7 protein-coding genes, 2 pseudogenes and 1 other annotated feature are annotated in these 14,202 nt (G+C 62.5%); of the genes and pseudogenes, 5 read left to right on the top strand and 4 right to left on the bottom strand.

Going from position 1 to position 14,202, the window contains the following annotated elements; genetic code table 11:
* Positions 1 to 622: 622 nt before the first annotated feature.
* From HMPREF0372_RS04045 to glnA, 4 genes are all read right to left on the bottom strand, one after another.
* On the bottom strand, positions 623 to 2,095 hold the full coding sequence (locus HMPREF0372_RS04045; RefSeq protein ID WP_039996650.1) for a glutamate synthase subunit beta: 1,473 nt from the start codon (positions 2,093 to 2,095) through the stop codon (positions 623 to 625).
* A 2-nt stretch (positions 2,096 to 2,097) separates the two neighbouring features.
* Positions 2,098 to 6,636: a glutamate synthase large subunit gene (gene gltB, locus HMPREF0372_RS04040; RefSeq protein ID WP_007489212.1), complete on the bottom strand. Its 4,539-nt coding sequence runs from the start codon at positions 6,634 to 6,636 to the stop codon at positions 2,098 to 2,100.
* Between the two features lie 76 nt (positions 6,637 to 6,712).
* Positions 6,713 to 7,255, bottom strand: coding sequence for an ANTAR domain-containing response regulator (locus HMPREF0372_RS04035; RefSeq protein WP_007489211.1), 543 nt, complete (start codon positions 7,253 to 7,255; stop codon positions 6,713 to 6,715).
* Between the two features lie 33 nt (positions 7,256 to 7,288).
* Positions 7,289 to 8,620: a type I glutamate--ammonia ligase gene (glnA, locus tag HMPREF0372_RS04030; RefSeq protein WP_007489210.1), complete on the bottom strand. Its 1,332-nt coding sequence runs from the start codon at positions 8,618 to 8,620 to the stop codon at positions 7,289 to 7,291.
* A 283-nt stretch (positions 8,621 to 8,903) separates the two neighbouring features.
* Here glnA and HMPREF0372_RS04025 point away from each other — a divergent pair.
* The 5 genes and pseudogenes from HMPREF0372_RS04025 to HMPREF0372_RS21300 form a co-directional block, all read left to right on the top strand.
* Positions 8,904 to 9,525 (top strand): annotated as a pseudogene (locus HMPREF0372_RS04025) (amidophosphoribosyltransferase); the annotation flags it as partial.
* 129 nt (positions 9,526 to 9,654) lie between these two features.
* Positions 9,655 to 9,893 (top strand) — a binding site (T-box leader).
* Between the two features lie 42 nt (positions 9,894 to 9,935).
* Complete coding sequence (asnB, locus tag HMPREF0372_RS04020; protein ID WP_007489201.1) at positions 9,936 to 11,519, top strand: asparagine synthase B; 1,584 nt, start codon at positions 9,936 to 9,938, stop codon at positions 11,517 to 11,519.
* Positions 11,520 to 11,564: 45 nt separating this feature from the next.
* Positions 11,565 to 13,211, top strand: a complete 1,647-nt coding sequence (locus tag HMPREF0372_RS04015; protein ID WP_007489200.1) for a CTP synthase — start codon at positions 11,565 to 11,567, stop codon at positions 13,209 to 13,211.
* Between the two features lie 328 nt (positions 13,212 to 13,539).
* Positions 13,540 to 13,785, top strand: a pseudogene (locus tag HMPREF0372_RS21305) (S-layer homology domain-containing protein); the annotation flags it as partial.
* A gap of 26 nt (positions 13,786 to 13,811) precedes the next feature.
* Positions 13,812 to 14,202, top strand: a 391-nt coding sequence (locus HMPREF0372_RS21300) for an S-layer homology domain-containing protein (RefSeq protein WP_414016155.1), incomplete at its 3' end; no start/stop codon positions are given.

Genomic DNA, 14,202 nt, shown 5'->3' with positions numbered 1-14,202 from the left:
AGGACAGTTCCTCGAAATAGGTTTCTTTGGTCATATGCGTTCTCCTCCTTCACTACGGGCAAAATGCCCCTTTTAATCATCCTTTTGAGTCCCACTCTCGGGGACTCCGTCATGCCATCTTTTCCACGAAAAATCTATTCAGCATATCAGACGGAAAAGTGTGTGCCTTTTTTGGCAGTACGAATAAAGTTGGCGCGCTATGTCATCCTTCTCCGGCGCAAATTGAAAATGCCCTTTTTGAACTCCCCGGGCAACAAAAAGCGCCGGCCTGATGGTTGACAAAACCAACAAACCGGCGCTCTCCTTTTTGTATATCATTTTTCAGATTTTAGTGCCCTATTTGAGAGCAAATAGGGCACTAAAAGGGAATACAGAGGGAAAACACGCAAAACTTTGGAAAACAACCTCTATAAGGGTGTTTATTCCTCGAAAATATTATTTTTTGATCTGGTCAATTTTAGGGAAAATAGAAAAGCCACACCCCCTGGTACTCTAAGCTTTCCGCCTAAAATATCCAGATTGGTGTGGCCTTATGCTAAGAGAAAATGATATGAACCCCTGGTTCACGATGTATCCTTATCTAGTGCTGCATAATGCGGGCACCGACCGGGCCTTCTGTTTTTCAATCTGTCTGAATCAGCGGGAGCTCGGTCCACTCGCCGTGTCCCATCAGGTACCTGTCCACTTCCCAGGCGGCTTCGCGGCCCTCCCGAATGGCCCACACCACCAGGGACTGTCCCCGGCGCATGTCCCCGGCGGTGAACACGCCGGGGATGTTGGTGGAATAGCCCCCCTCCGCTGTCTGTACAGTGGAGCAGGGAGTGCGCGTCAGTCCGAAGGCCTCCGGCACATAGTCCTGGGGGCCCAGGAAGCCGACAGCGATAAGCAGCAGTTGGCAGGGCAGCAGTTTCTCCGTTCCTGTCAGAGGCTTGCGGTCCGGCCCCAGCAGGACGGTCTCCACCCCGGTGAGGTGCCCCTCCGCATCCCGAAGCAGGTGTGAGACGGTGGTCTCGTAGATCCTGGGGTCATGACCAAAGATGGCGATGGCCTCCTCTTGGCCGTAGTCTGTTTTACACACCCGCGGCCACTCCGGCCAGGGGTTCTTGGCGGTGCGGGCGCCTGGGGCTTTACGCATTATCTCCAACTGGGTAACGCTTTTACAGCCCTGGCGGATGCAGGTGCCCACGCAGTCGTTGCCCGTGTCGCCGCCCCCTACGATGACCACATCCTTGCCCTGTGCAGAGGGACAGTAAGTCCCATCCAGCAGGGCACGGGTTGCCCCTGTCAGGAAGTCCACTGCAAACCAGACGTCCACTCCCGCCCGACCTGGTACGTCCAGATCTCGGGGCTGGGCCGCGCCGCAGCAGAGAACCACCGCGTCAAACTGTTCCTTCAGCTCCTCCTGACCCACGTCCCGGCCCGCGTCCACACCGGTGCGGAAGGCTATCCCCTCCGCCGCCATCAGATCCAGCCGCCGCTGGACCGCCGACTTTTCCAGCTTCATGTTGGGGATGCCGTACATCAGCAGGCCGCCGGGTCGGTCGGCCCGCTCGAACACGGTGACGCTGTGACCTCGGCGGTTAAGCCTTTGAGCGCAGGAGAGCCCGGCGGGGCCGGAGCCCACCACCGCCACGGTCCTACCGGTGCGGGTCTCGGGCGGCCGAGGGGACATGAGTCCCTGCTCCCAGGCCTCCTCGATGATCCCCAGCTCGTTGTCCTTCACCGTCACCGGCTGGCCGTTTAGGCCGCAGGTGCAGGCCGCCTCACACAAGGCGGGGCACACCCGGCCGGTGAACTCTGGGAAGTCGTTGGTTTTCAGTAGCCGCTCCAAAGCGCGGCCAAGCTTTCTGCGGTACACCAGGTCGTTCCACTCGGGCACCAGATTGTGCAGTGGGCAGCCGGAGACCATACCGTTCAACACCGCCCCTGACTGACAGAAGGGCACGCCGCAGGCCATGCACCGGGCCCCCTGCCGTTGCCGTTCCTCCCGGCCCAGCCGGGGATGGAATTCGTTCCAGTACACCACCCGCTCCAGCGGTGGCTGGCAGGGATTGCCCTGCCGGGCATATTCCAGAAATCCAGTGGGCTTTCCCACGGTCAGTCCCCCTTTCCTCTGGCGTTGACATAGAACGCCTCCGTCTCTGCCTGGACCCGGCCCATACCCTGGGCCTCGTACCAGGCGATGGTACGCAACATCCGGTCGTAGTCGTGGGGCAAAATCTTCTTGAATTTAGGCAACCAGGCTCCGAAATTGGCCAAAATTCGTCCGGCTTTGGGGGAGCCGGTGGCCTCTGCGTGAGCCTGGATCAGGCCTCGCAGCGCTTCTATATCTCCCTCTTCCGTGACCGGGCCCATGGACACCAGTTCCTTGTTCAGCCGCAGGTACAGGTCATGGTCCTCGTCCAGCACATACGCTATCCCACCGCTCATGCCGGCGGCGAAATTGCGGCCCGTGGGGCCCAGGATTACCACCCGGCCCCCGGTCATATACTCGCATCCGTGGTCCCCCACTCCCTCCACCACCGCGTCGGCGCCGGAGTTGCGCACGCAGAACCGCTCCCCGGTCACGCCGTTGAGAAAGGCCTGGCCGGAGGTGGCTCCATAGAGGGCCACGTTGCCCACCAGAATGTTCTCTGCCGGGTCAAAGGGGCTGTCCTTGGGCGGATAGACGATGATCCTCCCTCCGGAGAGGCCCTTGCCCAGGTAGTCGTTGGCGTCCCCCTCCAGCTCCAGGGTGAGGCCGCGGGGCAGGAAGGCGCCGAAGGACTGGCCTCCCCCGCCGGTACACTTTACCACAAAGGTGTCGTCGGGGAGTGCCTCCCCGTGGAGGAGAGTGATATCCGAACCAAGGATAGTCCCCACTGCCCGGTCGGTGGAGGACACCGCCAGTTCCAGCCGCCTATGGTCGCCTTTCTCAAGGGCGACGCCCAGCTTCTGTTCCAGTACCCGCAGATCCACTGTGTCCTCCAGATGGAAGTCATAGGCGTCCGCCGGATCAAAGCGGGTCTTTGGCCAGCCGGCGTAAGCACTGTCCAGAATGGCGGACAAGTCCACCGTGGCCGCCCGCTGGTTGGCGGCGGGCTTCCGTACCCGCAGCAGGTCGGTGCGGCCTACCAGCTGGTCCACCGTGCGCACCCCAAGCCGGGCCATATGCTCCCGTAGTTCCCGGGCGACGAAGCGCATGAAGTTGACCACGTACTCCGGCTTGCCTGTGAACCGTTTCCGCAGCTCCGGGTTCTGAGTGGCCACCCCCACGGGGCAGGTGTCCAAGTTACACACCCGCATCATGACGCAGCCAAGAGTGACCAGAGGGGCGGTGGCGAAGCCGAACTCCTCCGCTCCCAGCATACAGGCGATAGCCACGTCCCGGCCGCTCATGAGCTTGCCGTCAGTCTCCAGCACCACATGGGACCGCAGGCCGTTTTGGATCAGGTTCTGGTGGGCCTCCGCCAGACCCAGCTCCCAGGGCAGACCGGCGTTGTGGATGGAGGTACGAGGGGCCGCGCCGGTGCCTCCGTCGTGGCCGGAGATGAGGATCACCTGGGCCCCTGCCTTGGCCACCCCGGCAGCGACGGTACCCACCCCCGCCTCGCTGACCAGCTTCACCGAGATGCGGGCCTGACGGTTGGCGCACTTCAAATCATAGATCAGTTGGGCCAGATCCTCGATGGAGTAGATGTCGTGGTGGGGCGGAGGAGAGATCAGGGTGACGCCGGGGGTGGAGTGGCGGCACCAAGCGATCCATGGGTAGACTTTCCCGGCGGGCAGGTGGCCGCCCTCGCCGGGCTTGGCCCCCTGCCCCATTTTGATCTGGATCTCTCTGGCGCTCACCAGGTAGGCGCTGGTGACCCCGAAGCGGCCGGAGGCCACCTGCTTGATGGCGGAGTACCGCTCCGGGTCCCCCAGCCGGTCGTCTTCCTCGCCCCCCTCGCCGGAGTTGGACTTGCCCCCCAGCAGGTTCATGGCTTGGGCCAGGCACTCGTGGGCCTCACGGGAGATGGAGCCGTAGCTCATGGCCCCGGTCTTGAAGCGTTTGACGATAGAATCCTCGCTCTCCACCTCCTCTAAGGGGATGGGCTCGCCCAGATATTTCATCTCCATCAGGCCACGGAGGGTGTGGGGCTTTGTCTCATCGTCCACCAGGGCGGTGTACTGCTTGAAGAGCCCGTAATCCTCCCAGCGGACGGCCTGCTGGAGCAGATGGATGGTCTGTGGATTATAGAGGTGGTCCTCCCCACCGGCTCGGGCCTTGTGCTCCCCCAGGCTCTCCAGTGTCAGGTCAGTCTCCTGTCCCAAGGGGTCGAAGGCGCGGTCGTGGTTCCGCTCCACTGCGGCGGCCATCTCCTCCAGGCCGATGCCCCCCACCCGTGAGACGGTGTTGGTAAAGTACTTGTCGATTACATCCTGCCGTATGCCCACCGCCTCGAAGATCTGGGCAGACTGGTAGGACTGGAGGGTGGAGATGCCCATTTTGGAGGCGATCTTCACCACCCCGTGGAGGACGGCGGCGGTATAGTCGGCCACTGCGGTGTGGAAGTCCTTGTCCAGCAGGCCCTCCTCGATCAGATCCACGATGGTCTCCTCCGCCAAGTAGGGGTTCACTGCCCGGGCGCCATAGCCCAGCAGGGCGGCGAAGTGGTGGACCTCCCGGGGCTCAGCGGATTCCAGGAGGATAGATACGGCGGTGCGCTTCCCGGTGCGAACCAGGTGCTGCTCCATGGCAGACACCGCCAGCAGAGAGGGGATGGCCGCGTGGTTCTCGTCCACCCCCCGGTCGGAAAGGATGACAATGTTGGCCCCCTCCCGGTACGCCCTGTCCACCGCCACCGCCAGCCGGTCCAGTACCAGATCCAGGTGGGTGCCCTTGTAATAGAGCAGGGACACGGTGGCTGCGTGGAAGCCAGGTCGGTTCATGGCCTTGATCTTCATCAGGTCGGTGGAGGTGAGAACGGGGTTGTGGATCTGGAGCACCCCGCAGTTGTCCGGCTGTTCCTGGAGCAGATTCCCGTCATCGGCCGCGTAGACGGTGGTGTCGGTGACGATCTCCTCCCGGATAGCATCCATGGGTGGGTTGGTCACCTGGGCGAAGAGCTGCTTGAAGTAGGAGAAGAGGGGCCGATCCCTGTTGTCCAGCACCGCCAGGGGGATATCCACCCCCATGGCGGCGGTGGGCTCCGCCCCGGTGCGGGCCATGGGCAGGATGGTGTCGTTCACGTCCTCATAGGTGTAGCCGAAGGCCTTCTGAAGGCGGCTAAGTTCCTCCCGGCTGTGCCGCTCCACCCGCTGGTTTGGGATCGGCAGGTCGGCCAGACGGAGCAGATTGGTGTCCAGCCACTCTCCATAGGGCTGCCGGGCGGCGTAGCCCTCCTTCAGTTCCTGGTCGTCAATGATCCGCCCCTGCCTCAGGTCCGCCAGCAGCATCTTGCCCGGCCGCAGCCGGGACTTTTCCACGATATGCTCCGGTGGGATGTCCAGCACCCCCACCTCGGAGGAGAGAATGAGCCGGCTGTCGTCGGTGAGGTAGTACCGGGCAGGGCGCAGGCCGTTGCGGTCCAGCACCGCTCCCACCACGTCCCCGTCGGAGAACAGGATGGCCGCCGGGCCATCCCAGGGCTCCATGAGGGTGGCGTAGTAGTGGTATAGGTCCCGGCGGGAGCGGGAGAGGGTGCGGTCATTCCGCCAGGGCTCAGGGATGCAGGCCATCACCGCCAGGGGAAGGTCCATCCCCGCCATCATCAGGAACTCCAGGGTGTTGTCCAGCATGGCGGAATCAGAGCCGGAGGCGTTCACCACCGGCAGCACCTTGTCCCTATCCGTTGCCAGCAGGGGGGAAAACATGGTCTCCTCCCGGGCCAGCATCCGGTCCATGTTGCCCCGGATGGTGTTGATCTCCCCGTTGTGGGCTATTAGCCGGTTGGGGTGGGCCCGCTCCCAGGAGGGGTTGGTGTTGGTCGAGAACCGGGAGTGGACGATGGCCAAGGCGGAGGTATAGTTTATGCTTTGCAGGTCGGGGTAGAAGGCCCGCAACTGGTGAACCAGGAACATGCCCTTGTAGACCACGGTGCGACTGGACAGGGAGACCACGTAGGTGTCCCCGCTCAGATGCTCGAATACCCGCCGGGCTACATAGAGCTTTCGGTCAAAATCCAAGCCGGGAGCCGTTTCCTCCGGCCTGGCCACAAAAGCCTGGAAGATGCTAGGCATTTTGTCCCTGGCTCGCTGGCCCAGAATCTCCGGGTGCACGGGCACCTCCCGCCAGCCCAGGAAAGCCATGCCTTCCTTCTCGGTCACCAGTTCGAACTGTCTCTGGGCCTGCCGGCGTTTCAAACCATCCCGAGGCAGGAAGAACATGCCCACGCCGTAGTCCCGCCGTCCGGGCAGGGCGATGCTCGCCTCCGCCGCCGCCCTGGCAAAAAACGCGTGGGGGATCTGGGTGAGTATGCCCACCCCGTCGCCGGTCTTACCCTCGGCATCCTTGCCCGCCCGGTGCTCCAGCTTCTCCACGATCTTCAGGGCATCGTCCACTGTCTCATGACTGGCCCGGCCCTGTATGTCCACCACGGCGCCAATGCCGCAGGCGTCATGCTCGAATTCGGGGCAGTACAGCCCTCTCCCTTCAGCCGCTTTTTCCCTCATGCGTCTCGCCTCTTTCCATAAAAACGGCGGCGGTCCGTCTCCCGACCGTCGCCGTGAGACCACCTCGTCTCCGCCTCTATTCCATCGTTTTGCTGTCCAGCACCAGCCGGGCGGTCTGGGCCAATTTTGTCCTGCTGTCCATACTTTTTTTCTGCAAATAGTAATGGGCCTGCTCCTCTGTTATGCCATGGCGGTCCATGAGCAGGGCCTTAGCCCGGTCGATGAGTCTCCGATCCTCCCCACTGTGACAGGGGCGCCCGTGCCGCTCCAGCCTGCGCCCCACTTGCAGCAGCAGCCGCACCGCAGCCAGCAGATCCCCACGGCTTACCGGGGATGGCAGGCGGAAGATGTCGTCATTCCCCAGAAGATCCAATCGGTCCTGGTGAGCCAGCACCAGCATGGCGCAGGAGGGGGGCAGGTCCTCAAAGAACAGCTCCGCCGTCTGATCCCCCAGCTTGTAGCCGCACACCACCGCCGGCACTGGCAGCTTGTTTATGGCCCGCCGCACCTGGTCGGCGGTGCGGCACACCAAGCAGGCGGCCGCGCCGCCCCCCTCCAGCAGTTCCTTTACACGCAGGGCGGTCTTTTCGCTCTCAAAGGCCACAATGATCTTTTCCATGTGCGTTCACTCCCCTGTTGGGATGGGATCGCTTTAATAATTGATGATGTACTTCTCCCGTTCCCAGGAGGAGACGCGGGTGCGGTACTCCTCCCATTCCTTCCGCTTGCCCTCAATATAGTTGGCTGCCACATGCTCTCCCAGGGTGTCCAGCACCAAGGGATCGGCCTCCAGAGCGTGGATGGCCTCCTCCAGGGAGTCGGGCAGAGAGTCGATGCCGTGAGCTTTTCGGGCGGCGGCATTCATGTCGAAGATGTTCTCGGTGACCTCCGGGGGCGGGGTGAGGCCCTTCTCGATGCCGTCCAGCCCGGCGGCCAGACAGAGAGCCAGCTCCAGGTAGGGGTTGCAGGCCGGGTCGGGAGAGCGGAGCTCCACCCGGGTGGACTGCCCCCGGGCGGCGGGGATACGGATAAGGGCGGAGCGGTTGGAGGCAGACCAGGCCAGGTAGCAGGGAGCCTCGTAGCCGGGCACCAGCCGCTTATAGGAGTTCACCAGGGGGTTGGTCACCGCCGCCATGCCCTTCACGTGGGCCAGCAGACCGGCGATGAATGAATATGCCTCTTTAGACAGGCCCTTTGGGTCATCCGGGTCGTAGAAGGCATTTTTCCCGCCCTGGAACAGGGACATGTTAGTGTGCATCCCCGAGCCATTGATGCCGAAGATGGGCTTGGGCATAAAGGTGGCGTGGAGGCCATTTTTCTGGGCTAGGGTCTTGACTGCCAGCTTGAAGGTCATAATGTTGTCCGCGGTACGCAGGGCGTCGGCGTACTTGAAGTCGATCTCGTGCTGGCCCTGGGCTACCTCGTGGTGGCTGGCCTCGATCTCAAAGCCCATCTGCTCTAGGGCCATGCAGATCTCCCGCCGGGTGCCCTCCCCGTGGTCCAGGGGGCCCAGATCGAAGTAGCCCGCCTCGTCGTTGGTACGGGTGGTGGGCTTGCCCTCGTCATCAGTCTGGAAGAGGAAGAATTCCGCCTCTGGACCTACGTTGAAGGCATCAAAGCCCATCTCCTCCGCCCTTTTCAGAGCCCGCTTGAGGACGTGCCGGGGGTCGCCCACGAAGGGTTTTCCGTCCGGGTCATGGACGTCACAGATGAGCCGGGCTACCCTGCCGTGGCTGGGCCGCCAGGGGAAGATGGCGAAGGAGTCCAGGTCGGGGTACAGGTACTGATCCGACTCGTCGATGCGGACAAAACCCTCGATGGAGGAGCCGTCGAACATGATCTGGTCATTCACCGCCTTCTCAATCTGAGATGCGGTGATGGCCACGTTCTTGAGCTGACCGAAAATGTCGGTGAATTGAAGGCGGATGAACTCCACATCCTCTTCTTTTACCATACGGATGATGTCTTCCTTGCTGTACGACATGCAGGACACTCCTCTCATTCTTTCAAGTAAAGTTAAAATAAAAAGAGGACAAAGGCAGGCCGACCTGTTGGTTCGGAACGCCTTTGTCCTAAACTATGGGAAATTATACGCGAACCGCAATTCCATGTCAAGATGTTTTTGCAAGTTCAACTCAATTTTGCTTCGCCACTAAGACAAATAGCCAGACGGCTCTCCATATTTGTGCAGGAAGTATAAAATAGACTTTCATAAATGAGCTATCTGCACCGCCGGTATGGGGAGCTCTTGACAAAGGGGCGGCAGGCACATTTATTTCGCCCGGCCGGACTCCATGCTCTGCGGTCAGTCCGTCTATGAGGCCCGGCGGCGGGCAGGCCGGCTGCTGGCTCAGACCTGGCCGGTGGAGGCGGATGTAGTCATCGGCATCCCAGATTCCGGTCTGGACGCAGCCATGGGTTATGCGGAGGAGTCGAGGATTCCCCTATGGAGTGGGTCTGGTCAAAAACCGCTATATCGGCTGCACTTTCATTACCCCGGATCAGCGCAGCCGGGAGCAGGCGGTGCGCATTAAGTTGGGGGCGCTGCGCAGCTGTGTGGAGGGGAGGCGGGTGGTGATGATCGACGACTCCATCGTCCGGGGCACCACCTCCCGCCAGATCGTAGTCCTGCTGCGGGAGGCCGGCGCCGTGCAGGTCCACCTGCGCATCTCCGCACCGCCCTTCATCGCCCCCTGCTACTTCGGGACGGACATTCCGGACAGTGAGCACCTGATCGCTCATGACCGCTCCCCGGAGGAGATTTGCGCCCTCACCGGCGCGGACAGCCTAGGCTTTCTGCCGCTGAAGGTCCTACATCAGATCGCCCCGGACGCTGGCTGCGGCTTTTGCGACGGATGCTTCACTGGCAACTATCCCATCCGCCTCTGAGGGAAATTGGGGACGCCCGCCGAAAGTTTTTCTTGACAATGGGGGCGGCGGTCACTATAATATCCCATAACAGCAAGGGCGCTGTGGCATGGACCACAGCGCCCTTGTCCGTTTTTTCAGGCAATACCGTTAAACGCAATGAGGGAGAAGAGTACTGCGGGGACTCAGTCCCAGCGAGCGGGGGATGGTGAAAGCCCCGCACAGGAGGCCGCGGGAAGAACGCTCCGGAGCGGAAACCCGAACGCACCGCGCCAGTAGGGGGAACGGGCTGCGACCGTTACATCGCGCCGACTTGTCAGAGCCGGAAAAGGGGCCGCCGTCCGGCGGCAAATTAGGTGGCACCGCGGAGCGCAGCATTCGTCCTAATCAAGAGGACGAGGGCTGCGCAAACATTTTTGGAGGTGCTTTCTATGTGCGTGATCGTGGGATTTACCCAAAAGACCAGGGGGCGGGAAGAGGTCTTGGCCTGTCTGGACCGGGCCTATACCAGGGGCCCTGACATGGCCCGGGTGGCGGAAACCGCCTCCGGCTGGCTGGGCTTTCGCCGTCTGTCCATTATGGGGCTGGACGAGCGTGGGATGCAGCCCTTCGCCCTGGGGCCTGACCAGGTGGTGTGCAACGGGGAGCTCTACGGCTGGCGGAGGCAGCGCGCAGAGCTGGAGCAGAGGGGCTACACCTTCCGCAGCGGCAGCGACTGCGAGCTCCTGCTGCCCATGTACCGGGAGTACGGGCTGGACATGTTTGCCCGGCTGGACGCGGAGTTCGCCCTGATCCTCTACGATGGGGAGGCGGACGAATACGTTGCCGCCCGGGACCCCATTGGCATCCGGCCCCTCTTCTATGGCTGCGGTCCTGACGGCGGCATTCTCTTCGCCAGCGAGGCCAAGCAGCTGGTGGGCCTGTGTGAGCAGATCCTCCCTTTCCCTCCGGGACACTACTGGTACCGGGGACGGTTTGTCCGCTACGCCAACCCCGCCCGTCCCGGCCTCAGCCGGTCGGACGACATGGACACCGTCTGCCAGAACATCCATGACAAGCTTATCGCCGCGGTGGACAAGCGGCTGGACGCCGATGCCCCCCTGGGCTTTCTTCTCTCTGGCGGACTGGACTCCAGCCTGGTGTGCGCCATCGCCGCCCGGCTGCTTGGAAAGCCTATCCGCACCTTCGCTATCGGCATGGACACCGACGCCATCGATCTGAAGTACGCTCGGAAGGCGGCGCAGTTCATCGGGGCGGACCACACGGAGGTGACCATCACCCGGGACGACGTGATAGCCGCTCTGCCCAAAGTGGTGGCCGCCCTGGGCACCTGGGACATTACCACCATCCGGGCCAGCGTAGGCATGTACCTGTGCTGCAAGGCCATCCGCGAGACTACCGACATCCGGGTGCTCCTCACCGGGGAGATCTCCGACGAGCTCTTCGGCTATAAGTACACCGACTTTGCCCCCTCTCCCGCTGCCTTCCAGACTGAGGCGGAAAAGCGGGTGGAGGAACTCTACATGTACGATGTGCTCCGGGCGGATCGGTGTATCAGCGGCTGGTCCATGGAGGCCCGGGTGCCCTTCGGGGACCTGGACTTTGTGGAGTATGTCATGTCGGTGGACCCGGCGTTGAAGGTCAACCGCTGCGGCAAGGGCAAGTATCTGCTCCGCCGGGCCTTCCAGTCCGATGCTCTGCTGCCTGACGAGATCCTGTGGCGGGAGAAGGCGGCCTTCTCCGACGCGGTGGGCCACTCTATGGTGGATGATCTGAAGGAATATGCCAGAGCGCAGTACAGCGACCTGGCTTTCACTCGGGGCTGCGCCCAATACCAGTACCGCCCGCCCTTCACCCGGGAGAGCCTGCTCTATCGGGACCTGTTCGAGCGGTACTACCCCGGCCAGGCCCGGATGATCAAGGACTTCTGGATGCCAAATCGGGCCTGGGAGGGCTGCAACGTGGATGACCCCTCCGCCCGGGCACTGAAAAATTACGGGGCCAGCGGGTTCTGACGCGTCAAAACTTGAACTTCCAACTTACCCAAGGGAGGGATCGGTATGGCAAAGTATATCTTCATCACCGGCGGGGTGGTATCCGGCCTGGGGAAAGGAATAGCGGCGGCCTCTCTGGGACGGCTACTGAAGGCCCGGGGGCTGAAGGTGGCCCTCCAGAAGTTCGACCCCTACCTGAACATTGACCCGGGCACTATGAACCCCTATCAGCACGGGGAGGTGTTCGTTACCGAGGACGGGGCGGAGACCGACCTGGACTTGGGCCATTACGAGAGGTTCACCGACGAAGATTTGACGGTGGACTCCTCCATCACCTCCGGAAAGGTCTACTGGTCCGTCCTCAGCCAGGAGCGTGAGGGGGCCTTCTTGGGGGGCACGGTCCAGGTCATCCCACACATCACCGGTGAGATCAAGGAGCGCATCTACCGGGTTGGCCGCCGGGAGGAGGTGGACGTGGTCATCACCGAGATCGGCGGCACGGTGGGAGACATCGAGTCCCAGCCCTTCCTGGAGGCCATCCGTCAGGTGGCCGCTGAGGTGGGGCGGCAGAATGTGCTTTACCTCCACGTCTCCCTCATCGTCTCCATTCCCGGCACCGGGGAGCCCAAGAGCAAGCCCACCCAGCATTCTGTAAAGGAGCTGCTGGGCCTGGGCATCCAGCCGGATGTGATCCTCTGCCGCTGCGACGGGCCGGTGTCCCAGAAGGTGCGGGACAAGATCGCCCTGTTCTGCAATGTGCCGCCGGAGCGGGTCATCTCCAACGAGACCGCCCCCATCCTCTACGAAGTGCCGCTGATGCTGGAGGAGGCCGGGTTGGCAAAAGCGGTGTGCGAGGTATTGGGACTTCCCTTCAGTAAGCCACACCTGGAGGAGTGGCGTGCCATGGTGGAGCGAGCCAAACGCCCGGCGGGCCGGCTGGAGATCGCCCTGGTGGGGAAATATGTGGCCCTCCACGACGCCTATATCTCCGTGGTGGAGGCGCTGACCCACGGTGGGATCGAAAACGGGGTGCAGGTGGATGTCCGTTGGGTGGACTCCGAGGACATCAACGACAGCAATGCCGCGGAACTGCTGGCTGGGTGCGCTGGGATCATCGTGCCCGGCGGTTTTGGGAACCGGGGAATCGAGGGGATGATCTCCGCCGTCTGTTGGGCCCGCGAGAATCAGGTTCCCTATCTCGGCATCTGCCTGGGGATGCAGATGGCGGTGGTGGAGTTCGCCCGCCATGTGGCCGGTCTGGCCGATGCTCATTCCAGTGAACTGGCAGCCACCGCCCATCCGGTCATTGACCTGATGCCCGACCAGCAAGGCATCACTGACAAGGGCGGGACCATGCGTCTGGGTGCTTACCCCTGTTATATCACGACGCATGACACCAGAGCCTATCAGGCCTACGGTGCGGAGGATATCTCCGAGCGCCACCGCCACCGCTATGAGTTCAACAACGACTTCCGTTCCCTGCTGACGGAGAAGGGGTTGGTCCTGTCCGGCCTGTCCCCCGACGGGAAGCTAGTGGAGATGGTGGAGCTGCCGGATCATCCCTGGTTCCTGGCCGTCCAGTTCCACCCGGAGTTCAAGTCCCGGCCGAATAGGGCCCATCCCCTGTTCCGGGACTTCGTCGCCGCGGCAAAGGATTACAGCGGGGGCGGGGCCAGAAAAGAGATGAATAGCCCAAATTCTGCGGGGGGATAAAATAAAGAGAACGGCTTTCTCCCCGGGTGGAAAGTGATACGCCGTAACCCAGGGTGACTCTGACCATGAGGCACGCCGACAGTGAAAAACTGCTGGGCTATGAGATCCGCCGTAACGGCAAGGCCATCGGCTTTACCACCTCGGATACCTACACGGATGATCTGGGCGCGGCCAACAACCTGACCTATAGGTATAGCGTGGTACCCGTAGACAAGCTGGGCAACCTGGGTGTTGAGGCCAGTAGCATGAGGTCCGTGTGTCCTATGACAAGACCATCAGTGCCGACCTGTACGACCAGAAGTGGGAGGACGGGACCATTACCATCACCATGAAGCGAGGTGCCTCCGTCCCCGTCATCGTCATCAAGGTCACCGGCGCCGAACTAACCGGCAGCTATACCCTGAGCGTGAAGGCCGATGCCGGAGCAGCGGAGTGGAGCGCCGCCAAGACGGGCGAGCTCTCCGGCGACAGTGTGGTGGCATACTTCACCAAGCCCGGCGCGGAGCCCTTCTTTGTGGACGTGGTATCCGGGGCCTGGTATGAGAGCACAGTGCGCTACGCCGCCGAAGCGGGCCTCATGGCCGGCACCGGCGACGGACGATTTTCCCCGGAGGTGACTACCACCCGGGGGATGATCGTGACCATCCTCCACCGTATGGAGACGGGCGTTTCGGACCAGGGGACACCATCACCCGGGAGCAGATGGCCGCCATCCTTTACCGCTACGCCCGCAGCCAGGGCCGCGATGTGTCAGCTAGGGCAGATTTGTCCGCCTATGCGGATGCAGAGAAGATCAGCCCCTATGCCGTGGGCCTATGCCGGCGGCCTCATCAGCGGGACCGGTCCCGCTGCCCTGAAGCCCGGCGGTGGGGCGACCCGGGCCCAGGCGGCCGCCATTCTGGTGCGCTTCTGCACAGGTGCGGCCTGACCACTGACAACGCAAGCCCGGACGCAGAGACGGCCCCGGACCGCGCACAGCGCGGCCCGGGGC

The organism is Flavonifractor plautii ATCC 29863, from assembly GCF_000239295.1.
Lineage (GTDB): Bacteria > Bacillota > Clostridia > Oscillospirales > Oscillospiraceae > Flavonifractor > Flavonifractor plautii.
The sequence above is the reverse complement of the archived record's forward strand: the minus strand, read 5'-3'. Positions and strand labels throughout refer to the sequence as shown.